The organism is Acinetobacter sp. F-1 (assembly GCF_022869025.1).
Classification (GTDB): domain Bacteria; phylum Pseudomonadota; class Gammaproteobacteria; order Pseudomonadales; family Moraxellaceae; genus Acinetobacter; species Acinetobacter pseudolwoffii.
On sequence record NZ_JAJKFX010000009.1, the window covers coordinates 111,343 to 133,921 of the forward strand.

Annotated in this window: 17 protein-coding genes, 1 tRNA gene and 1 pseudogene; 4 read left to right on the plus strand and 15 right to left on the minus strand. The window is 44.3% G+C overall.

Going from position 1 to position 22,579, the window contains the following annotated elements; translation table 11 throughout:
- Nucleotides 1-4: 4 nt before the first annotated feature.
- Together LOZ91_RS10030 and LOZ91_RS10035 are read left to right on the plus strand one after the other, a co-directional pair.
- Complete coding sequence (locus tag LOZ91_RS10030; protein ID WP_005095298.1) at nt 5-1,399, plus strand: hypothetical protein; 1,395 nt, start codon at nt 5-7, stop codon at nt 1,397-1,399.
- A 92-nt stretch (nt 1,400-1,491) separates the two neighbouring features.
- Nucleotides 1,492-2,613 (plus strand): hypothetical protein, encoded by a 1,122-nt coding sequence (locus LOZ91_RS10035; protein ID WP_005095296.1) that lies wholly within the window; start codon nt 1,492-1,494, stop codon nt 2,611-2,613.
- Between the two features lie 428 nt (nt 2,614-3,041).
- Here the strand turns inward: LOZ91_RS10035 and htpG are convergent, their stop codons facing one another.
- The 5 genes and pseudogenes from htpG to LOZ91_RS10060 all read right to left on the minus strand — a co-directional run bounded on the left by htpG (nt 3,042) and on the right by LOZ91_RS10060 (nt 8,928).
- A complete protein-coding gene (gene htpG, locus LOZ91_RS10040; RefSeq protein ID WP_244783122.1) occupies nt 3,042-4,961 on the minus strand; it encodes a molecular chaperone HtpG in 1,920 nt (639 codons plus the stop codon).
- Between the two features lie 158 nt (nt 4,962-5,119).
- Nucleotides 5,120-5,464, minus strand: coding sequence for a lysozyme inhibitor LprI family protein (locus LOZ91_RS10045; protein WP_005095291.1), 345 nt, complete (start codon nt 5,462-5,464; stop codon nt 5,120-5,122).
- A 182-nt stretch (nt 5,465-5,646) separates the two neighbouring features.
- Nucleotides 5,647-6,255: an OmpW family outer membrane protein gene (locus tag LOZ91_RS10050; protein WP_244783123.1), complete on the minus strand. Its 609-nt coding sequence runs from the start codon at nt 6,253-6,255 to the stop codon at nt 5,647-5,649.
- 331 nt (nt 6,256-6,586) lie between these two features.
- The gene (locus tag LOZ91_RS10055; RefSeq protein WP_005173021.1) at nt 6,587-7,951 is read right to left on the minus strand and encodes a Na+/H+ antiporter NhaC family protein; all 1,365 of its coding nucleotides are present in this window, start codon (nt 7,949-7,951) and stop codon (nt 6,587-6,589) included.
- A gap of 100 nt (nt 7,952-8,051) precedes the next feature.
- Nucleotides 8,052-8,928 (minus strand): annotated as a pseudogene (locus LOZ91_RS10060) (alpha/beta fold hydrolase).
- Nucleotides 8,929-9,045: 117 nt separating this feature from the next.
- Here LOZ91_RS10060 and LOZ91_RS10065 point away from each other — a divergent pair.
- Nucleotides 9,046-9,540 (plus strand): DUF4442 domain-containing protein, encoded by a 495-nt coding sequence (locus LOZ91_RS10065; RefSeq protein ID WP_244783124.1) that lies wholly within the window; start codon nt 9,046-9,048, stop codon nt 9,538-9,540.
- 57 nt (nt 9,541-9,597) lie between these two features.
- Here the strand turns inward: LOZ91_RS10065 and LOZ91_RS10070 are convergent, their stop codons facing one another.
- From LOZ91_RS10070 to rpoB, 3 genes are all read right to left on the minus strand, one after another.
- Entirely contained in the window at nt 9,598-9,963 is a 366-nt protein-coding gene (locus tag LOZ91_RS10070; protein WP_005095281.1) for a hypothetical protein, read from the minus strand.
- 201 nt (nt 9,964-10,164) lie between these two features.
- Nucleotides 10,165-14,355: a DNA-directed RNA polymerase subunit beta' gene (gene rpoC, locus LOZ91_RS10075; RefSeq protein ID WP_100329328.1), complete on the minus strand. Its 4,191-nt coding sequence runs from the start codon at nt 14,353-14,355 to the stop codon at nt 10,165-10,167.
- Between the two features lie 177 nt (nt 14,356-14,532).
- On the minus strand, nt 14,533-18,621 hold the full coding sequence (gene rpoB, locus LOZ91_RS10080; protein WP_005095277.1) for a DNA-directed RNA polymerase subunit beta: 4,089 nt from the start codon (nt 18,619-18,621) through the stop codon (nt 14,533-14,535).
- Between rpoB and LOZ91_RS10085 the strand changes: the two genes are divergently transcribed.
- Entirely contained in the window at nt 18,615-18,866 is a 252-nt protein-coding gene (locus LOZ91_RS10085) for a hypothetical protein (RefSeq protein WP_034608820.1), read from the plus strand. The two genes, rpoB and LOZ91_RS10085, sit on opposite strands and share 7 nt — an antisense overlap.
- Before the next feature lie 63 nt (nt 18,867-18,929).
- Here LOZ91_RS10085 and rplL read toward each other — a convergent pair whose 3' ends face one another.
- The 7 genes from rplL to LOZ91_RS10120 form a co-directional block, all read right to left on the minus strand.
- Nucleotides 18,930-19,295, minus strand: coding sequence for a 50S ribosomal protein L7/L12 (gene rplL / locus LOZ91_RS10090; protein WP_005095274.1), 366 nt, complete (start codon nt 19,293-19,295; stop codon nt 18,930-18,932).
- 48 nt (nt 19,296-19,343) lie between these two features.
- Nucleotides 19,344-19,850, minus strand: coding sequence for a 50S ribosomal protein L10 (gene rplJ / locus LOZ91_RS10095; protein WP_005095272.1), 507 nt, complete (start codon nt 19,848-19,850; stop codon nt 19,344-19,346).
- Between the two features lie 300 nt (nt 19,851-20,150).
- On the minus strand, nt 20,151-20,846 hold the full coding sequence (gene rplA / locus LOZ91_RS10100; RefSeq protein WP_005095271.1) for a 50S ribosomal protein L1: 696 nt from the start codon (nt 20,844-20,846) through the stop codon (nt 20,151-20,153).
- Between the two features lie 3 nt (nt 20,847-20,849).
- Nucleotides 20,850-21,278, minus strand: coding sequence for a 50S ribosomal protein L11 (rplK, locus tag LOZ91_RS10105; RefSeq protein WP_004278614.1), 429 nt, complete (start codon nt 21,276-21,278; stop codon nt 20,850-20,852).
- Between the two features lie 119 nt (nt 21,279-21,397).
- Nucleotides 21,398-21,931, minus strand: coding sequence for a transcription termination/antitermination protein NusG (gene nusG, locus LOZ91_RS10110; protein ID WP_004278615.1), 534 nt, complete (start codon nt 21,929-21,931; stop codon nt 21,398-21,400).
- Nucleotides 21,932-21,938: 7 nt separating this feature from the next.
- Nucleotides 21,939-22,379 (minus strand): preprotein translocase subunit SecE, encoded by a 441-nt coding sequence (gene secE, locus LOZ91_RS10115; protein WP_005095267.1) that lies wholly within the window; start codon nt 22,377-22,379, stop codon nt 21,939-21,941.
- Between the two features lie 74 nt (nt 22,380-22,453).
- Nucleotides 22,454-22,529 (minus strand) — tRNA-Trp (locus LOZ91_RS10120).
- Nucleotides 22,530-22,579 lie beyond the last annotated feature (50 nt).

Consider the following 22,579-nt stretch of genomic DNA (forward strand, 5'->3'; position numbering starts at 1 on the left):
TAAAATGAACGCTTTAAAAAAAGCACACTTAGTCAAGGAATTACATGAATTGATCCAGCAACTGGAGCATCAGGCTCTACCTCTGTACGACGTGGCCCGTTTCAAAAAAAGAATTCGTGATATCTTTAATCTTTGTGATGAACCTATTTTTAAAAATCAGATTTTAGCGTTTAAAGCCCAGACCCAGCCTGAACTTGCTGCCTATCAATTTTCCGCCAGTACCCCCTATCATCTAAGTTTTTGTGGTTATTTCACTGAAATTCCAGCTCTGGAAAAGGCACTGTATACCCAGCCAGATATAGGCTGGGCAATTCTACATCATCCTGAGCGTGGCTGGCAGGTCTGGCTAATTCCGGCACCGAAGCATCCTGCACTAAACAGTGAATGGAATGAGTTACAACAATGTTCTATCTGGCTGTCACAGCAACAATTGACAACCGGTCTGCAAGCGGCTCCTCCATTGACTGTACCGGCCTTATCCCTGAATGAAGCAGAAGCTAGCTTAAAAGCGGCGGCAACGACTCGATATCATCGTGGCCGACAAAAAGCAAAAATCAACTCATTAAGCTTAAATCATTCAGATGAACCACACATTCAGATACAGGCCACGTCTGAGTATCTAGATCATCCATTACCCACTGAAACTGCGATTGTGCAGGAAAAAATTATTGTCCCAGAAGTGATCGATTTTCCCACCGAAATTCAACTGGGAGACGTGATTGCGCAGGTTCAGCCTTTGACTCCGGAAGATACCAATCTCCAGCGGCTTTGTGCTTTAGAATTGGAACCTGATGTCGGGCATCCAGCCTATCTGGATATTGTGCTGTATTATGCCGCAGAAGATCACTGGCAGGCACGCCAAGTTTATTTGGTGGAGCAGCTGAATCTGCAAGGCCAGTTTATTAAATATCTGATGCTTTTGGGTGCATCAAGTCAATTACAGGCGCACTATTGTATTGAGCATTGGTTGAGTCAGCATCAGTATCAGGCTGCTGCGATTAAATCGCTGTCGTGGCCTCAATTAAGTACAGGTTTCACGCAATTGCATCTGTTGTCAAAAGCCTATTTGCAACAAGCAGAAATAGTCTGGACACAACCCGATTATTATCCTTATATTCCGGCAGATTCGATTCAGAAACAAAAATTTATCTCATTTGAGGAAGCCCTTGCGGATTTCTCTACACCGATACTCTTATTGCAAGAACATCAGCGAATACGCGTGATTCATGGTGAAAAACGCCTGTCTCTCGCAGAGGATGAACTGGCCTATCCATCTATCTTGCTGCAACGTGATCAACAGCTAAACTGGCAAAAAATTCACACGATTATTTTAATGATGTCGCAACCCATTCAGGTCATGGAGCTTTATCAGGCAATTCAGACTCAAATCATTGAATAATTGCTGTTATTTTGTAGCTTTAACTTGCTTTTTATCGCTATATTTAAGAAAACTACAGCTGAATAAAAGAATACAAGAGTAATAAATATCTCATGCAAATAAATCGAATTACTCAGATCTTCCTGCTCTCTCTTGGCATGGGAATCAGCAGTAGCATGTCTTGGGCAAATTCAGTAAAAGATGCTTCTTCAGACCAGGAAAAAAACTCGGAGAGTGTTGAGCCGGCACGTTCAGGACTTCTGGATCAAATTCCGCGTTTGATTGATGCAACACCAACCATTCTTCCAGAGCAGTCGAATACCGCCATCGTCCCGCCAACGCTAGAAACGGAAAATCATTCATGGGCCGATCAGAAACAGAAAAGCATCCGAGAATGGGCAGATCGTACTGCGCATAAAATTGATAACTGGTTTGGTGAAACTGATCCGGATCAGCCGGCTGCCGCCACACTGCGTGTCATTTTGGATAATCGCTGGGATGAATATGAGGGCTATGAGATTAAGCCCCGTATCCGTGGCAGAATCAAACTTCCCACCTTAGAACAAAAGCTGAGTCTGGTCTTCGGTGATGACAGTCTGGACAATGAATTAGACAGTAATGTCGCGATTACCAATGAAAATCCGGCAACATCTGGAGATAAGCGTCTCGATACCAAGCGCGCACGTCAGGATAACAGCTCATTCGCGTTACGCTGGTCGGAATGGTCAGACCGGATTCCTTTTGAAACCGATCTGGATCTGGGTTTACGCTCCGGAGATGATATTTACCTGCGCGTTAAAGCCAGTAAAGATTGGACACTGGAAAATGACTACTTTTTTCATGCCGAACAGATTTATCGCTACGGGATTCAAAGTGAAAACTATTTGCGTACCAATCTGGAACTGATCCATGCCCGTCCCAATCAGGCATTTTTTTCCAATCAGCTCAGTCTGACCTATGCAGATGATCAAGATGATGATCTGACCTGGGACAACTATACCTTTAGGCAACATCAGTTTTTTCAGGACAACCGTTTTAGCTATGGTATTTATACCGGCGGTTATCTAAATGACAAAGATCTACGTCTGAATCGCTGGGGACCATATGTGTCTTGGAGACAGCCTTTTTTACGTGAATGGTTTTTTGTCCAGACCGACCTCAACTATCTGAATGATCATCGCGAAGATCGTGATCACTATGTTGGTGCTTTGGTGCGTTTAGAGGCATTGTTTTAAACTCAAGCGCGGTGCAAAGCTAAAAAATCCCTCCGTAGAGGTAATGCTGACCAGTTAAAGAGTTTAGAAATAGACTCTTTAATTTTTTAGTCATTCACGGCGGAGTATTAATGTCATAAATCAAATTCTTGTAAATTATTTGTTACTTTGGTTTCGCCCAAATGAGAAGCGAAGCTTCGCAAGGAAGGCATCTTGCGGAGCAACACTCCTCACCGCAAAACTCGTCAGCCACCATCGATTAGTAAATTTGTCGCAGAAACAATCATTTTTAAATCTTGCGGTGCAATACACCTCATGCCTCAAACAGTTGCGGATGACTTTTCTATCTATCAGATATAATCATGAATTTGAAAAAGAAAATGCCAGTCAATTCCTTAACTGACTGGCATTACTCCGTAGAGGGATTTTTTAGCTTAGAGCATCATGTATTAAGCAAGCAACAAGCTATTGATACGCTTCACATACTCAGCAGGATTTTCTGGTAATCCACCTTCTGCAATCACCGCCTGATCAAAGATCACATTGGCCAGATCGTCAAACTGCGCTGAGTCATCCAGTTTTTTCACCAAAGGATGTTCCGGATTGATTTCCAGAATCGGCTTCATATCCGGTACAGGCTGACCTGCATCTTTCAGCATACGGATTAATTGTGGAGATAGTTCCCCTTCTCCAGTCACCAGACAGGCCGGTGAATCGACCAGACGCGTAGTCACGCGCACTTCTTTGGTCTTGTCTTTGAGTGAATCAGTCAGCTTCTCGACCACCGGTTTAAACTGGGCTGCGGCTTCTTCAAGTGCTTTTTTCTCTTCAGCATCCTGAAGATCGCCCAAATCAACTGCACCCTTAGACACGTTTTGCAACGGCGTGCCATCGAACTCATTCACAAAGTTCATCGCCCATTCATCTACGCGTTCGGTCATGAGCAGAACTTCAATGCCTTTTTTCTTGAACAGTTCTAACTGCGGTGAATTCTTTGCAGCATTCAGGCTGTCTGCAGTCACATAATAGATGGCTTTCTGACCGTCTTTCATGCGTGCTTTATAGTCTGCCAATGAAGTGCTGACTTCATCATTGTTCGAGGTTGCATAACGCAGCAGTTTCAAAATACGTTCACGGTTGGCAAAATCTTCGCCTAGGCCTTCTTTCAAGACTGAAGCAAATTCCTGATGGAAAGTCTTGAATTTTTCCTGATCTTTTTCATCTTCAGATTTGGCCAGATGATCCAGAATCGTCAGGATACGGCGGGCATTCCCGTCACGAATGGTTTTCACATCGCGGCTTTCTTGCAGTAACTCACGGCTGACGTTCAGTGGTAAATCGGCACTGTCTACCACGCCTTGTACAAAGCGCAGGTAATTCGGAATCAGATTATCCGCATCATCCATAATAAAGACGCGTTTCACATACAGCTTGATGCCGGCTTTTGATTCACGGGTGAAAATGTCATGTGGGGCTTTGCTTGGAATATACAATAACTGGGTATATTCAGTACTGCCTTCCACCCGGTTATGCGCCCAAGCCAATGGCGCCGTGAAATCATGGCTTAAGTTTTTATAGAACTCGACATATTGTTCTTCAGTAATTTCAGACTTGCTCCGTGTCCAGAGTGCGCTGGCCGAGTTAATCGCTTCCCACTCATCAGTCTTGACATACTGGCCACCTTTCGGTGTTTCACCTTCAGCCGCTTCTTCCTCCTGCCAGACTTCTTTTTGCATCTGGATTGGCAGGCTGATGTGGTCTGAGTATTTATTAATAATTTGCTTAACCTTATGGCTTTGCAAATAGTCCAGCGCATCTTCACGCAGATGCAGAATAATATCGGTACCACGGCCTGCTTTTTGAATTTGCTCAACTTCAAATTCACCAGTGCCGCCACTAATCCAGCGTACACCTTCAGATGCATCTGCACCGGCACGACGTGATTCTACCGTGATTTTGTCTGCCACAATAAAACCGGAATAGAAACCGACCCCAAACTGGCCAATCAACTGGGCATCGGCCTTCTGGTCACCGGTCAGTTTAGACATAAAGTCTTTGGTGCCCGATTTGGCAATGGTGCCTAAATTATCAATGGCTTCCTGTTCGCTTAGACCAATTCCGTTATCTGAAATGGTAATGGTTTTATTCTCTGCATCAAGGCTGACACGAACGCGTAAATCCGGATCATTTTCATAAAATTCGGGATGATTGATCCCTTCAAAACGCAATTTGTCACAAGCATCCGAGGCATTCGAAATCAGTTCGCGCAGAAAAATTTCAGGGTTTGAATAAAGCGAATGGGTCACGAGATGTAGTAACTGAGCCACTTCAGCCTGGAAACTATGTTTTTGTGCGTTAGACTCGCTCATTAATCACTCCTTTTATTTTAAATACAGGTCAATACTGTTGCCTATATGAATGGAGTGAGTTCCTCAATTTTCAATAGTCAGTTGTATATTTTTTCACAAGATATTTTTGAGCACTTGATCTGGCAGGGTTTTAATCTTTGCCAGACCGACTGTCAGACTTAATAAGGCCCAAGCTTATAAATGCGCTGAAACTGCAAGTCCAGTTGCTGTTGCCGCATATTATAGACTTGGTTCAGGCAAGAGACCGATTCCAGACACTGGTCGCGAAACTGCAACCATTTGACCTGATCACGCTGAATCACTGAACGCGTGCCCATCGGAACCATACGCCGTAAGATATGATAGCTGGTACTCATTTTGACATCGGCATCATTAAGCAGACGATGTTCACAAATGGCTTTTTCGGTCACGGTTTCAGCTTTCTGACAATCAAAACTTGCGGCATAGGCAGGTGCGACCAACAGGCCGCAGAAGATCACAATACTCTTCATTAAAAATCTCATGCTGATCTTCCTTATTATTCAATTATTAAGTCGTATTCAATTAATATTTACTTTATTCGTTTTAATATATTTGAACATTGCCAATCTGCTCAATTTCAATAGGTTATAAATCGTTGTTATTTTGAAAAAAAAGCCTCATAAAAGATGAGGCCTTTGGAAAATCAATCCAGAAATATGAAAGCTTAGAATTTATAGCTATAGCCGACTGTATATACCCAAGGATTAACTTTCAGCTCACCAATGTTCGTACCATTGAGCTCTAAGTCTGTTTCAACCTGAGCATAACGCACATCTGCATATACACCCCAGTTTTTGGCATCGGCTGGCTGAAAGTTGAAACCGATCTGACCGGCTACACCATAGGCGACATCCGCCTCCAATTTAGCACCTTCAATTGCAATTTCTTCATCCCAAGGAACCACTACGGTTGCACCAATACCGACATAAGGAGTAAAGCGGGTTGAATTTTTAAAGTTGTATTTAGCGGTCACTGTAGGTGGTAAATGTTTGAAACTTGCTACGTTCTCCCCTACACCTTCAATGCTTACATCATGTTTAAAAGGCGTCGCCAATAAAAGCTCTACAGAAATAGGAGAGTTATCAAAAAAATACTCAACAGATGGAGTAAAACCAATTTCATTACTTACTTCTGCTTTTCCAGCAATATTCAATGTCCCGTTGTCGTCATTCTGTGGCGCCAAAACAGAACCACCAACTTTCACTTGCCATTGACCTGCCATCGCCGATGCAGAAAGACCCATTAATGCAATTAGAGCAAATTGTTTTAACATTTTAAAATACCCCACTGGAAGATTATTTATTAAGAATTTAAATATTAATTTAATGATAAACGTGGAGGGATTTAACATGCAATAGAGATTATAAAACTAAATTATAAATATTATTTAAGTTATTGTTTTTATATATTATTTATTTTAAATATACTAAATTGGTTGGTTTTAATACCAACCAATCTAATCAGATTTAAATAAGGTTATTTAAAGAAATAAACTCATTTTTATATTTAAAACCATTAAAACATGTATTTTAAATATATATTATAAAGCCATTTAAAATACCCCTTGAGTGAATTTAATATTCACTCAAGTCCGTATAATTAAATTACAGCACCATCGCCGCGATCCAGCCAAAAATCATCAGCGGGATATTAAAATGAATGAAGGTTGGAACCACACTATCCTTCATATGGTCATGCTGACCATCCATATTCAGACCGGATGTTGGGCCTAGAGTTGAATCTGACGCTGGAGAGCCGGCATCGCCTAAAGCCGCCGCAGTCCCGATAATGGCAATGGTCGCAGCCGGGCTGAAACCAAACTGGATACACAGCGGAACATAAATAATCGCCAGAATGGGAATAGTCGAGAAAGACGAACCAATGCCCAATGTGATCAGCAAACCAATCAACAGCATCAGAAATGCGGCCAGTGCCTGACTATTACCAATCCAGTTTACTGATGCTTCAACCAAGGTTGGTACCTGATTAGTCGCTTCAATCACCGCGGCAAAGCCTTGTGCCGCAATCATGATAAAGCCAACTAGCGCCATCATGCGCATACCAGTAATGATCACATCATCCGCTTCTTTCCATTTAAAGATCCCGGCACAACTCAGGATCGCGACACCGACCAGACCAGCCAGAATCATCGAGTCTGAATAAAGCTGTACCGCCAATGTGGCAATAACTGCAAGACCTGCCATCCAGATGGTAAATTTGGCAATCTGCGGTTTAACCTGCTCAGCCACACCCAATTCAGCGGAAATACTTTGCTGTTCCTGGACATGAATATCTTGATATTGACGTGGTTTGCGATAGCTAATAAAGATCGCCACCAATAAGCCTACAAACATCCCGAATACTGGAATTGCCATCGCAGATGGAATCTGGTCATAGCTAATTTCAAATCCGTATGGCTTACCAAAGGTATTGATGTTATGACCCAGAATGTCATTCAGGAAGATTGCACCAAAACCGACTGGAATCAGCATATAGGTCCCCACCAGACCAAATGTCAGCAAACAGGCAATCAAACGACGGTCGAGCTTTAAATGGTTAAATACAGTCAATAATGGTGGAATCAGGACTGGAATAAAGGCGATATGTACCGGAATCACGTTCTGGGAAAATACCGCAGCAATGGCTACTGTAAAAAAGATCAGATATTTCACCCGGTTTTGTGCTTTAAAATCAGCCTCACCTTTTAAGGTGTTGATCATTTTATACGCCAACAAATCCGGCAAACCTGAACGTGCCAACGCCAAAGCAAATGCACCTAAAATACCGTAAGCCAAGGCAATTTTGGCACCGCCGCCCAAGCCATTGTTAAACGCGTCCAAGGTTCCCTGAAGGCCAAGACCTGCCAGTAAACCACCCGTAACAGCACCAATGACCAGGGCAAAAACCACAGGTACACGTGCCAATGAGAGTCCGAACATGACTCCAATAGCAGCAAGAATTGCGAACATAATGAATCGGAATAGAGAGAAAGCGGCTATTTTATCAGAAAATTCGGATAAAAATTCCGCCACTTTTCCTTTCAGCAGTCATGTTCAGTGCTGAGGCTGATTAAACGACTTCAGCAGATTGACGCTGAATAAAGTGATCAATTAATTGAGCCACTTGTTCTGGCTGGCTCAGAATTGCCCAGTGATTGGCGTCCAGTTCCACTTTAGAGAAATTATCGACCCATTTTGCCATCTCATCGACCAGATCAGGCCCGACAAACTGGTCATATTTCAGTACAATCGCTTGTACCGGACAGATGGCAAAGCGCTGCCGTGGTCGGGCCAAACGCGGTAAAAAATTGGCCCGATACAGGTTTACCCCATACTTGCCATCTTTGACGATCTTCGGGTTCAGCGGCAGATCGTCCCGTCTTTCTAATTGCCGGACAATCTTGGCCCAGCGCTGCGGATTAAAAAAATTCCAGGCCAAGGGGGCTAGTAAAGGCAACTGAAATACCGCGATATACCAGGACTTGCTCATTTGCTTTAAAAATTTTGCTTTGTCTTGATTGAACTGCTCGCGCATCCAGAAAGCATGCATGATCCAGACAAGGGCCAGACAGCGTACTATAAGACAGAATTCGGCCTTTGAATCTTAAATCTGTGACAGATTCCCAAGACTGAATTGAACCCCAGTCATGCGCTGCCAGATGAAAACCACGATTCAGCAATACCTTGCTCACTACCTCTTCCAGATCCTGACTTAAGCGTGCCAAGCGGTAATCCGAGATTTTTTGAGGAATACTGGACTCACCTGCGCCGCGCACATCGTAGCTCACAACAAAATAATCCTGACTCAAATAAGCAATGACTGGCTCCCAAACCGCTTGATGATCGGGGTAGCCATGAACCAGTACCAATGCCGGCCGTGTGGGCTGTCCGTAAGTTTTAACGCAAAGACGCTGCTGATCCGTGGTATCGACCCATTGCATTTCCATGTTTTGATCCTGTTGTTGTTATTGACCGCATAGTTTATAAATCGGAATAATTTATCAATGCCAGCGCATTTTTGTTGCTCTAGTATGCATAACTACACAAGAAAAAAGAATGTCAGCATGAGCCTATTCCAGAAAATTCAAAAACTGCCTTTGGTTTCAAAATTTATTCTGAACCGCTATGCCCCCTATCGTGGTGCAGGCATCGAAATTGATAAAATTGATTTTAATCATTATCACATTCGGGTCAAAATGCCACTGACCCGTAAAAACCAGAATATTGTCGGCGTCCATTTTGGTGGCAGCTTATATTCAATGGTCGATCCATTTTATATGCTCTTACTGATGCATCATTTAGGGCCGAAATATATCGTCTGGGATAAGGGCGCGAGTATCCAGTTTTTAGCACCGGGTCGCGGCACCGTCTTTGCTGATGTGCGCATCTCTGCTGAAGAAGTCAGTACTATTATTGACCTGACTGCTGACTATGCACCGGTATATCGCCATTACCAGCTCAATATCTATGATGAGGCTGGCGTTCGAATTGCCGAAGTACAAAAAACGGTTTATATCCGGCGCAAACAAAGCAAAGGAAAAATTCAAAAAACTGGATAAGGTAAAAGCGCCACATGGGCGCTTTTAGATCTGAATCGATTTAAAGTCAGTGCAGACTTAACGACGGCGGTTATCCTGTTCGATCGCAGCACCTGCGCCACCACCGATTGCACCACCAATCGCAGCACCAGCATTCCCACCGAATATGCTTTTACCTACAGCTGAGCCTACAGCACCGCCGACACCACTATAGGTCGCATTACGGTTTGAGCCACCTTGGGACTTACTTCCCACGGCTGCGCCTGCACCACCACCGACTGCAGAACCAAGACCACCCCCGACACTATTACCTACACCACCACCGACTGCACCACCTAAGGCGGCAGCACCGATACGCTGCTCATTGGCAGACATACTTTCACAACCTGCCAGCATAAAGGTGGAGAGAGTTGCAACTGCCATCACACCCATTAATTTTTTCATGACTTTGGCCTTCCTTTTCATACTTTAATTTAGCTTATCTTCATTTTATAAAACTAAAACATGGAGCGTGTTACTTCTCTCGGTATTCCTGCTGAGTTTTGTAAGTATCAATGGATTATTCCTCTGTTTAAGCTTTAATTTTCATGTGCTTTAAACAAAAAAAGACGCCCGCAGGCGTCTTTTTTTAAGCTTTAACTTGAATTAGAATTCTTCGTTAAATGCCTGACTTAAAGCTTGATCTACATCAGAGAAATCATTGTGCAGTTCAAATTCTGCAGCTTCTGCTTCCTGACGACGACGCTCCAGGTGGTAAGCCAAACCTGTACCCGCTGGGATCAGGCGACCTACAACTACGTTCTCTTTCAGACCACGTAAATCATCTTCTTTACCTGTTACAGCAGCTTCAGTTAACACACGTGTGGTTTCCTGGAACGATGCAGCAGAGATGAACGAGTCAGTAGAAAGCGACGCTTTGGTAATACCCATCAACAGACGTTCAAACTTCGCTGGGAACTTGTTTTGTGCAAGAACAGCTTGGTTTTCCTGAACAACACGGATGTAATCCACTTGCTCGCCTTTGATGAAGCTGGTATCGCCGCCATCGGTGATGTCAACTTTACGCAGCATTTGACGTACGATCACTTCAATATGCTTATCGTTGATTTTTACACCTTGCAGACGGTATACGTCCTGAACTTCGTTCACGATGTAGTTGGTCAACGCCACTTCACCTTTCAGACGCAAGATGTCGTGCGGGTTCTGCGGACCATCAGAAATGGTTTCACCACGGTTCACATGCTCGCCTTCGAACACGTTAATGGTACGCCATTTCGGAATCAGCTCTTCATAAATCTCAGAGCCATCATCCGGTGTAATCACCAGACGGTTCTTACCTTTGGTCTCTTTACCGAAGCTCACCACACCAGACACTTCTGCCAGGATTGCATGCTCTTTTGGCTTACGTGCTTCGAACAAGTCAGCTACACGTGGCAGACCACCGGTAATATCACGGGTACGTGAAGATTCTTGTGGTACACGACCGATAACGTCACCGACACCAATTGTTTCGCCATCACGGACAGAAAGAATGGTGTTTTGTGGCAGGAAGTAGAACTGTTCGCCACCATCAACTGTGTCAAGCACAACAGCAGGACGCAGATCTTTACCTGATGCAGGACGTGAAGTCACTGGCAAGATTTCGATCGTTGACATACCGGTTGCATCATCAGTTTTCGAAGTTACGGTTACGCCATCAGCGATCTGGCTGAAACGTACTTTACCTGCAACTTCTGTTACCAATGGATGTGTATGCGGATCCCAAGTCGCTACGATACCACCAGCTTCTACAGCTTCGCCATCTTTCAGCAAGATAGACGCACCGTAAGGAAGTTTATAGCGCTCGCGCTCACGACCTAAATCATCCGCAATACCGATTTCACCTGAACGTGAAGTCGATACCAAGTGACCTTTGGCATGTTGTACGGTTTTCACGTTGTGGAAACGTACTGTACCCTGGTTACGAACCTGTACGCTGTTTGCAGCAGAAGTTCGGCTTGCAGCACCACCAACGTGGAAGGTACGCATAGTTAACTGTGTACCTGGCTCACCAATCGATTGAGCTGCCATTACACCTACAGACTCACCCGGGTTCACCTGATGACCACGCGCCAAGTCACGGCCGTAACATTTCGCACATACACCGAAAGTAGACGCACAGTTTACAACCGAACGTACTTTAATTTCGTCGACACCTTGGCTTTCGATAAACGTTGCCAGTTTCTCGTCAATTAAAGTATTACGTGGAAGCAGAACTTCGTCTGTACCGACACGTTTCACATCTTCAGCAACCACACGACCCAATACTCGTGCACCCAAGTTCTCGATGACATCGCCACCTTGAATGAATGGTGTCATTACTAGACCGTCGAAGGTGCCACAATCTGGCTCGGTAATCACCAAGTCTTGCGCAACGTCTACCAGACGACGCGTCAAGTAACCAGAGTTCGCAGTTTTCAGTGCTGTATCGGCCAAACCTTTACGCGCACCGTGTGTCGAGATGAAGTACTGTAGTACAGTCAAACCTTCACGGAAGTTCGCTTTAATAGGCGTTTCAATGATCGAGCCATCCGGCTTCGCCATCAAACCACGCATACCCGCCAACTGACGAATCTGAGCTGCCGAACCACGGGCACCCGAGTCAGACATCATGTAGATCGAGTTGAATGATTTTTGCTTCTCGTCTTCACCCTGTTTGTTTTTAACAGTCGTGAAAGACAAGTTGTCCATCATCGCTTTAGCAACCTGGTCATTGGTACGCGCCCAAATATCGACCACTTTGTTATAACGTTCGCCGGCAGTTACGAAACCTTGTTCGAACTGTTGTTCGATTTCACGAACTTCAGCTTCCGCTTTACCAATAATGACTTGTTTTTGCGGTGGAATAACCATGTCTTCCATACCGACAGATACACCTGAACGCGTCGCCTGACGGAAGCCTAGGTACATCAATTGGTCAGCGAAGATAACAGTATCTTTCAGACCCAATTTACGGTAGCAAGAGTTAATTAACTTAGAGATGTTTTTCTTGGTCATCTCAACGTTAATTTGCTGGAAATCCATACCTTCAGGCACAACTTCCCAAAGTAGGCAGCGACCAGGTGTGGTATCTACAATAATGGTTTGATGTTCACGGTTGCCATCTTCATCGATGACAGTCTGGTGTACACGTGCTTTAACGCGAGCGTGTAGATCAACCTGACCTGTTGCCAGTGCACGGTTTACTTCGTGAGTATCCGCGAACACCATGCCCTCACCTTTGGCATTGATTGCATCACGCGTGATGTAATACAAGCCCAAGACAACGTCCTGAGACGGCACGATGATTGGCTCACCGTTCGCTGGAGACAAGATGTTGTTGGTCGACATCATTAACGCACGCGCTTCTAACTGCGCTTCAAGTGTTAATGGTACGTGTACCGCCATTTGGTCACCATCGAAGTCGGCGTTAAACGCAGCACACACGAGCGGGTGTAGACGGATCGCCTTACCTTCAATCAGGATCGGTTCAAATGCTTGAAGACCTAGACGGTGAAGTGTTGGCGCACGGTTCAACATCACTGGATGTTGACGGATCACGTGAGCAAGAACGTCCCAAACTTCTGGCGTCTCGCGCTCAACCATTTTCTTCGCAGCTTTAATGGTGGTTGCTTGACCAGATGCTTGTAGTTTCGCGAAAATGAATGGCTTGAACAGTTCAAGTGCCATTTTCTTCGGAAGACCACATTGGTGCAAACGCAGGTTTGGACCAACGGTAATGACCGAACGACCTGAGTAATCGACACGTTTACCCAATAAGTTCTGACGGAAACGACCTTGCTTACCTTTGATCATATCTGCCAAAGATTTAAGCGGACGCTTGTTTGAACCGGTAATTGCACGACCACGACGACCGTTGTCTAACAATGCATCGACAGACTCTTGCAACATACGTTTTTCGTTACGTACGATGATGTCTGGCGCTGCAAGGTCAAGAAGACGCTTCAAACGGTTGTTACGGTTAATCACACGACGGTAAAGATCGTTCAAGTCAGAAGTCGCGAAACGACCACCTTCAAGTGGTACCAACGGACGAAGGTCTGGTGGCAGAACTGGAAGTACAGTCAACACCATCCATTCTGGCTTGTTGTTCGAATCGTTGAATGCTTCCATCAACTTCAAACGCTTAGAGGCTTTTTTCAGCTTGGTTTCTGAAGTTGTCACAGGAATTTCTTCACGAAGACGCGCAATTTCAGCTTCAAGATCGATGTCTTTCAACAAGTCTTGAACCGCTTCAGCACCCATTTTCGCTGTGAATTCATCACCGTGTTCTTCCAACGCATTGAAGTATTCTTCATCGTTCAGAAGCTGGTATTTCTCAAATGGTGTCATACCAGGATCGGTAACCACATAAGATTCGAAATACAATACGCGTTCGATATCACGTAGCGTCATGTCTAATAATAGACCGATACGGCTCGGCAATGATTTCAAGAACCAGATGTGTGCAACTGGAGAAGCTAGCTCGATGTGACCCATACGTTCACGACGAACTTTCGCAGTTGTTACTTCAACGCCACATTTTTCACAAATGACGCCTTTGTATTTCATACGCTTGTATTTACCACACAAGCATTCGTAATCTTTTACTGGACCAAAGATTTTGGCACAGAATAAACCATCACGTTCAGGTTTGAACGTACGATAGTTAATGGTTTCTGGCTTTTTAACTTCACCGTGAGACCATGACTTAATCATTTCTGGTGACGCAAGACCAATACGGATGCGGTCAAACTCTACAGGAGCATGACCGTCTGAATCCGTCTTTTTGCGCATGATATCGAGCAAGTCTTTCAATTTTTTTCTCCGTGTGTCGAGGAGATTTTCACTTCTCGACTGGGTCACAAATATTGTTTTTAACTGAATTGGGAATCCCAAGAATCCCCCTAAATCCCCCTTTATAAAGAGGGACTTTCCCCTCTTTCTTAAAGAGGTGAGAAGCACTGCTTCGCAAGGGAGATTCAATGGAACTAATTAGTCACCATTTTTCAGTTCAATGTTGATACCTAAAGAACGGATCTCTTTGGTCAATACGTTGAACGATTCAGGCATACCCGGGTCCATATAATGGTTACCATCTACAATATTCTTGTAGATACGGGTACGGCCTTCAACGTCATCCGATTTCACAGTCAGCATTTCTTGTAGCGTATATGCTGCACCGTAAGCTTCTAGTGCCCAGACTTCCATCTCACCGAAACGCTGACCACCGAATTGTGCTTTACCACCCAGCGGCTGTTGCGTGACTAGAGAATAAGAACCAGTTGAACGCGCATGCATCTTGTCATCAACCAAGTGGTTCAGTTTCAGCATGTACATATAACCTACAGTTACTGGACGGTCGAAACGCTCACCAGTACGACCATCATATAATACTGTCTGACCAGTACTTGATAGACCTGCAAGTTGTAACAATTCTTTGATCTGACCTTCTTCAGCACCATCGAATACAGGTGTTGCCAAAGGCACACCAGCACGCAAGTTACCAGAAAGTTTCAAGATTTCTTCATCAGTCAAGCTGTCAAGATCTTCTTGCTCGCCACCAACTTTGTTATAAATCTTGTCCAGGAAATCACGAAGCTCAAGTACAGTACGCTGTTCTTTCATCATCTTGTCGATTTGATCGCCAAGACCTTTGGCAGCCATACCCAAGTGAGTTTCAAGAATCTGACCCACATTCATACGCGATGGTACGCCCAGCGGGTTCAGTACGATATCAACAGGTACACCGTTGGCATCGTGTGGCATGTCTTCTACCGGCAAGATGTTTGATACCACACCCTTGTTACCGTGACGACCGGCCATCTTATCACCCGGCTGGATGCGACGTTTTACCGCAAGATAAACTTTAACTACTTTCAATACGCCAGTGGTCAGCTCATCGCCTGTAGAAAGTTTGCGTTTTTTCTCAGCAAATTTCTCGTCAATTTCGAAGCTCTTCTCTTTCAAGAACACTTGAATTTGCGTTAGACGTTCAGCGATTGCTTCATCAACCGGTTGAATTTCAAGAAGATCAACAAGCTCTAAACCAGACAACACGTCTTCAGACAGTTTGTCGCCACGTTTAGTGGTACCGCCACCATTCGACTCTTGACCGTTCAACAAACGAATTACACGTTCACGTGCTGCTTCTTCAAAGATCTTGAACTCTTCTTTCAAGTCTTTACGGTAAGCATCAAGCTGAGCTTTTTCAATTGCTTGAGCACGTTCGTCTTTTTCAAGACCATCACGTGTAAACACTTGAACATCAATCACAGTACCTTTGGTACCAGATGGAACGCGTAAAGATGAATCTTTAACGTCAGCTGCTTTTTCACCGAAGATTGCACGAAGCAATTTTTCTTCCGGCGTTAGCTGCGTTTCACCTTTAGGCGTCACTTTACCAACAAGAATATCACCTGCTGTTACTTCAGCACCGATGTAAACAATACCTGATTCATCAAGTTTAGAAAGCGCTGCTTCACCCACATTCGGGATATCGGCCGTGATTTCTTCAGCACCAAGCTTAGTATCACGTGCGACACATGACAATTCCTGGATATGAATGGAGGTTAAACGGTCTTCTTGAAGTACACGCTCTGAAAGTAAGATCGAGTCTTCGTAGTTGTAACCGTTCCAGGTCATGAATGCGACGCGCATGTTTTGACCAAGCGCTAGCTCACCGCCATCAGTCGATGGACCATCAGCTAATACGTCACCACGACCCACTTTATCACCCAGGTTCACCAGAACTTTCTGGTTGATACAGGTGTTTTGGTTTGAACGGGTGTATTTGATCAGGTTATAGATATCTACACCTGCCTCACCTGCGATCATCTCTTCTTCGTTCACACGAATGACTACACGAGATGCATCAACAAACTCGATACGACCACCACGCTGAGCGATCACACATACACCAGAGTCATGTGCTACGTTCGCTTCCATACCCGTACCTACGAGTGGTTTGTCAGCGATTAACGTAGGAACAGCCTGACGTTGCATGTTTGAACCCATCAATGCACGGTTGGCATCATCGTGTTCAAGGAACGGAATCAGTGACGCAGCCACAGATACAACCTGCTGAGCAGATACATCCATATGCGTTACTTTTTCCGGCGGCATGCGTACGAAGTCACCTTGGTGACGTACAGATACAACTTCTTCTAATAAATTACCATCAGCATCTACTGCAGAATCGGCCTGTGCAATCACAGTACCCACTTCTTCAATCGCAGACAGGTATTCAATGTCCATGGTTACACGGCCATCAACTACTTTACGGTAAGGCGTTTCCAAGAAACCGAAGTTGTTCGCTTTAGCATATACAGAAAGCGAGTTGATCAAACCAATGTTTGGACCTTCCGGCGTTTCAATTGGACATACACGACCGTAATGCGTTTGATGTACGTCACGTACTTCAAAGCCCGCACGTTCACGCGTCAAACCACCGGGACCAAGTGCTGATACACGACGCTTGTGCGTGATTTCAGACAACGGGTTGTTTTGATCCATGAACTGAGACAACTGGCTTGAACCAAAGAATTCTTTGATTGCAGCAGCAACAGGCTTCGCATTGATTAGATCTTGCGGAGACAGGTTGTCTGTTTCAGCTTGAGATAAACGTTCTTTAACAGCACGTTCTACACGAACCAGACCGACACGGAATTGGTTTTCTGTCATTTCGCCCACAGAACGAACACGACGGTTACCCAAGTGATCGATATCGTCGACTTCACCTTTACCGTTACGGATTTCAACTAATGTTTTCAATACATCAGTGATATCTTCGTTCGAGAGAATACCTTCAACTTCACGCGACTTCTGGTCTGTACCCACTTCATAAGGACGACCCAAACGACGGTTGAACTTCATACGACCGACTGGAGACAAGTCATAACGCTCAGAAGAGAAGAACAGGTTATTGAACAGGTTCTCAGCTGCTTCTTTGGTTGGTGGCTCGCCCGGACGCATGACTTTGTAGATTTCTACTAATGCTTCTTCACGAGTGGTCGTAGTATCTGCACGTAGAGAATCTGCAACGAATGAACCACGGTCGATATCATTGGTGAACAGAACATTAAACTGCTTCACGCCGCCTTCTGCAATTTTCACCATGACTTCATGGCTCAATACGGTATTTGCAGCAATCACGTCGCCATCTTTTAATGCGATGTCTTCAGCCGTGATACGCTCATACAAATACTCATCAGGCACTGCAAGTTTTTCAAGACCAGAAGCTTCCATTTGACGTACATGACGCGCGTTAATACGTTTACCTTGTTCAACGATTGCCTTGCCATCTTTATCCAAGATGTCAAATTGTGCCATTTCGCCGCGCAGACGTTCCGGCACCAAGTCAATTTGATAGCTACCCATGTCAAGATACACAGGGACTTTCTCGTAGAACATGTTGAGAATGTTTTCGTTGCTATAACCCAGCGCACGCAGCACCACAGTCGCAAGTAATTTACGACGACGGTCAATACGTACATAGACTAGGTCTTTGGCATCGAATTCAAAATCTAACCATGAACCACGGTAAGGAATGATACGCGCTGAATAAAGGACTTTACCACTTGAGTGAGTCTTACCTTTATCGTGGTCAAAGAATACGCCTGGTGAACGGTGTAATTGAGATACGATTACACGCTCGGTACCATTAATTACAAAGGTCCCGTTATCCGTCATCAATGGCATTTCGCCCATATAGACTTCTTGTTCACGTACGTCTTTAATTGACTTCGTTTCACGATCTTTCAGGATCAAACGAATTTTTACACGCATTGGTGCTGCATAAGTTGAGCCACGAAGAATACATTCGCGTACATCAAACTCAGGCTTACCAAGACTATACTCAACAAATTCTAAAGCAGCATTGCCAGAATAACTTTCTATAGGAAAAACTGAACGAAATGCGGCTTGGAGACCGATATCTTCGCGGTTTTTTGGTGATTTGCCATCTTGTAAGAACGTTCTGTACGAGTCGACTTGAATCGCGAGCAGGTACGGAGCATCCATAACGCTAGGCAATTTACCAAAATTCTTACGGATCCGTTTCTTTTCGGTATATGAGTATGCCATCTGGAGTCCTCGGAAAGTGTAAACCAAGCCCGCCTGCAGAACGGGCTCAGAAGGAATTACGCTGGCCGATATGGCCACCACTCTTTACAAATGCTGCAATTTTTAGTGGTATTAAAACGCTTATCAATATTTTTTTACTGAAAAATATTGGTAAACGTTTGTTCATTATGTTTATTTTTAATTTGTATGATTTTTATATCATGCAAACAAAAATCGAGCCGATTATTGTAACGCAAAAAGGCTGATGACCCAAGAGCCATCAGCCAATTTTTGGAGCTGATTATAAAAAAACCGGCTCCCTTAAGCTATTACTTAAGAGTAACTGTAGCACCAGCTTCTTCAAGTTTCTTCTTAAGTTCTTCGCCTTCTTCTTTAGAAACGCCTTCTTTAAGAACTGTAGGAGCGCTTTCAACCATGTCTTTAGCTTCTTTCAAGCCAAGGCCAGTTGCTTCACGAACTGCTTTAATTACAGCAACTTTGTTTGCGCCAAAAGAAGTCAATTCAACATTGAATTCAGATTGCTCTTCAGCAGCAGCAGCAGCAGGACCAGCAGCAACAGCTACAGCAGCAGCAGAAACGTTGAATTTCTCTTCGAAAGCAGAAATAAGTTCAACAAGTTCAAGAACAGTTTTTTCAGCAACTGCGTTTAGGATTTCTTCGTTTGTTAAAGCCATGAGATTAACTCCAAATGGGTATTGAATGATGTGTGTGTAAGTTTGAGCTTAAGCAGCTTCTGACTCGTTTTTCTCTTGAAGCGCTGTAAGTAAGCGGCCCAATTTCGAAATAGGAGCTTGAAGAACGTTTGCAAGCATAGTAAGCGCTTTTTCTTGGTTCGGAAGATTCGCGATAACGCTAACTTCTTCGCCTTGATAAAGTTTGCCATCAAATGCAGCAGCTTTAAGTTCAAATGCTTTATTAGTTTTAGCGAATTCTTCGAACAAACGTGCAGCAGCACCCATGTCGTCTTCAGAAGTCGAGAAAGCTAAGATTGTTGGGCCAACAAGGTTGTCGTTCAAGATATTAAATTGAGTATCTTGAAGAGCGCGTTTAGCCAAAGTGTTACGCACGATACGTGTGTGAACACCTAGTTTACGAGCTTCAACGCGAAGAGCAGTTAATTGCTCAACAGTTAAACCTTGATAGTCAGCAACAACAGCGGCAAATGCAGTAGAAGCAACTTCAGTTACTTCAGCTACGATCTGTTTTTTGCCTTCGATAAGAAGAGCCATTGTAAAACCTCCTAACGGTGATTTATGTACTTACGCGAAGTACACTCCCAATTCGTTAATCCATCACTGGACTAACACGCGGAGGATGAACAAATCACACCACCGCGTCTACGCAGGCTGGACGATTAAGAGCGAAGCATAAAACTCCCCTCGCCCGCGGTCTTTGACGCTGATAAATTTTCATTTATCAATTCAAAGTTTGCCTAAGTTTGCAAAATACGACGGAGCGTTTCTTGCGTAAGTTTTAAAGCAGTGCTTTAAAACTTGCTCAGGGCTTTAAAATTCTGTATAAGTCGAGACTTATTTAGAAACGTTTGCTACATCAACGATCAAACCAGGACCCATAGTTGAGCTCAAAGTGATCTTTTGAATGTATACGCCTTTAGAAGTCGCAGGTTTCAAACGTTTCAAGTCAGCAACAAGTGCTTCAACGTTTGAACGAACAGCTTCAGCAGTGAAACCTACTTGACCGATCGCAGCGTGGATAATACCCGCTTTGTCTACGCGGTAACGTGCTTGACCAGCTTTTGCATTTTTAACTGCAGTTGCTACGTCAGGAGTTACCGTACCCACTTTAGGGTTTGGCATTAAGCCACGTGGACCAAGGATCGTACCAAGTTTACCTACAACGCGCATTGCATCTGGAGCAGCAATTACAACATCAAAGTCAAGGTTACCCGCTTGGATGCTTTCAGCAAGATCATCGAAACCAACAACGTCTGCGCCTTCAGCTTTAGCAGCTTCAGCAGCAGCGCCTTGAGCGAATACAGCTACACGTACAGTTTTACCCGTACCTGCAGGAAGTGTAGTCGCGCCACGAACAACTTGGTCAGATTTACGAGGATCAACACCTAGGTTTACCGCGATATCCAAAGATTCTTTGAATTTAGGAGCTGGAAGGCTCTCTAAAACTGCAACAGCTTCTTCTAGCGTGTAAACTTTGTGCGCTTCTACAGCAGCTACGATCGCTTTTTGACGTTTAGTTAATTTAGCCATGTCTTAAAGCTCCACTTCCAAGCCCATAGAACGCGCAGAACCAGCAATGGTACGTACACGTGCGTCTAAATCAGCACCAGTCAAATCTGGTTCTTTAGTAGTCGCGATTTCTTCGATTTGAGCACGAGTCAACTTACCAACTTTAGTTTTGTTAGGTACAGCTGAACCCTTCTGGATACCAGCAGCTTTCTTAAGAAGAACAGCAGCAGGTGGAGTTTTCATGATGAATGTGAACGACTTGTCGTTGTACACAGTGATCACGACTGGAATTGGTAGACCAGCTTCAACTTTTTGTGTCGCAGCATTGAATTCTTTACAGAATGCCATGATGTTCACACCACGTTGACCTAGTGCAGGACCAATCGGTGGAGATGGATTCGCTTTACCAGCTGGAACTTGCAGCTTGATATAGCCGTCAATCTTCTTAGCCATTTCAAATTACCTCTGGGTGCAAACGCCGGTGAAGGCTCCCCAATGATTTCAAGTAACGATACCGTTACAACAACAATGCCTGATTTGCACGCAAATCAGGCGTTTTCAACCCAAACCAATTAAACTGATTTTTCGACTTGACGAAATTCCAGTTCAACTTGAGTTGGACGGTTAAATACATTAATGGTCAACGTCAAACGTGACTTTTCGTACTGAACTTCTTCCACCACACCTTTAAAGTCTGTGAATGGACCGTCAACTACGAGTAATTCTTCGCCTGGTTCAAACATCGTCTTAGGACGAGGTGCTTCACCAGTATTGCGTACACGCGCAAGAATCGCATCGGCTTCTTTTTGCGTAATTGGCGCCGGTTTTTCCGCCGTACCACCAATAAAGCCTAAAACTTTCGGACATTCTTTAACAATGTGCCAAGTGTCATCGTTCATTTCCATTTCGACTAGAACATAGCCAGGAAAGAACTTGCGCTCTGATTTACGTTTCTTGCCATCCTTCATTTCTACCACTTCTTCGGTAGGAACCAGGACTTCACCAAAGCTATCGGCAACAGCGCTACGCTGGATTCGATCATTAAGCGAACGCATTACTTGTTTTTCATAACCTGAATAGGCATGAATAATGTACCAACGTTTCATAGCTCTCTTACCCGATAATAAACTTGATTAACCAGCCTAAAATATAATCGAAACACCATAAAACAATGGAGGTAATTACGACTACAACAAGAACTTGCCAAGATGTGGACACAGTCTCTTGCTTGGTAGGCCAGGTCACTCGACGGAGCTCGATTCGTGCATCTTTCAGCAGACGAATAAAGCCTTTGCCTTGATGGGTGGCGTATAATAAACCGAATGCTGCAACGATACAAGCCAAAATCACCCCAACACGCACCCAAATATCATTCGCAGGGGCCCAGTATGCTGGTAAATATTGGTTTACCATCATTGCACCAACCAATAAAATCAAGGCGATAACCCATAGAACCATGTCTAATGGAGAACCAGAACTTACATCTACTGCAGGATTATTTCTTTGAGGAATTGCCGCTTCGCCTAATGCGTCGCGTGATTTTTCATTCGACATTTTTGTACTCGTCGTAGGTTTCGCGACTTATTATATGACCAATTTTGCCGACATCAAGCGTCTTTTTCAAAACTTGGCAGGTCAGGAGGGACTCGAACCCCCAACATTCGGTTTTGGAGACCGACGCTCTACCAATTGAACTACTGACCTGCAAAATAACAAGTTGGAGCCGAAACCCCAACCCGTTTATCTTATTCTAT

Coding starts and splice junctions, on each gene's coding strand:
- LOZ91_RS10070 (WP_005095281.1), bottom strand. CDS start 9,963: ATGAAAAAATTAATGGGTGTGATGGCAGTTGCAACTCTCTCCACCTTT.
- LOZ91_RS10050 (WP_244783123.1), bottom strand. CDS start 6,255: ATGTTAAAACAATTTGCTCTAATTGCATTAATGGGTCTTTCTGCATCG.
- LOZ91_RS10065 (WP_244783124.1), top strand. CDS start 9,046: ATGAGCCTATTCCAGAAAATTCAAAAACTGCCTTTGGTTTCAAAATTT.
- rplA (WP_005095271.1), bottom strand. CDS start 20,846: ATGGCTAAATTAACTAAACGTCAAAAAGCGATCGTAGCTGCTGTAGAA.
- LOZ91_RS10035 (WP_005095296.1), top strand. CDS start 1,492: ATGCAAATAAATCGAATTACTCAGATCTTCCTGCTCTCTCTTGGCATG.
- rpoB (WP_005095277.1), bottom strand. CDS start 18,621: ATGGCATACTCATATACCGAAAAGAAACGGATCCGTAAGAATTTTGGT.
- rplK (WP_004278614.1), bottom strand. CDS start 21,278: ATGGCTAAGAAGATTGACGGCTATATCAAGCTGCAAGTTCCAGCTGGT.
- rplJ (WP_005095272.1), bottom strand. CDS start 19,850: ATGGCTCTTCTTATCGAAGGCAAAAAACAGATCGTAGCTGAAGTAACT.
- LOZ91_RS10055 (WP_005173021.1), bottom strand. CDS start 7,951: ATGTTCGCAATTCTTGCTGCTATTGGAGTCATGTTCGGACTCTCATTG.
- nusG (WP_004278615.1), bottom strand. CDS start 21,931: ATGAAACGTTGGTACATTATTCATGCCTATTCAGGTTATGAAAAACAA.
- htpG (WP_244783122.1), bottom strand. CDS start 4,961: ATGAGCGAGTCTAACGCACAAAAACATAGTTTCCAGGCTGAAGTGGCT.
- LOZ91_RS10045 (WP_005095291.1), bottom strand. CDS start 5,464: ATGAGATTTTTAATGAAGAGTATTGTGATCTTCTGCGGCCTGTTGGTC.
- secE (WP_005095267.1), bottom strand. CDS start 22,379: ATGTCGAATGAAAAATCACGCGACGCATTAGGCGAAGCGGCAATTCCT.
- LOZ91_RS10030 (WP_005095298.1), top strand. CDS start 5: ATGAACGCTTTAAAAAAAGCACACTTAGTCAAGGAATTACATGAATTG.
- rplL (WP_005095274.1), bottom strand. CDS start 19,295: ATGGCTTTAACAAACGAAGAAATCCTAAACGCAGTTGCTGAAAAAACT.
- LOZ91_RS10085 (WP_034608820.1), top strand. CDS start 18,615: ATGCCATCTGGAGTCCTCGGAAAGTGTAAACCAAGCCCGCCTGCAGAA.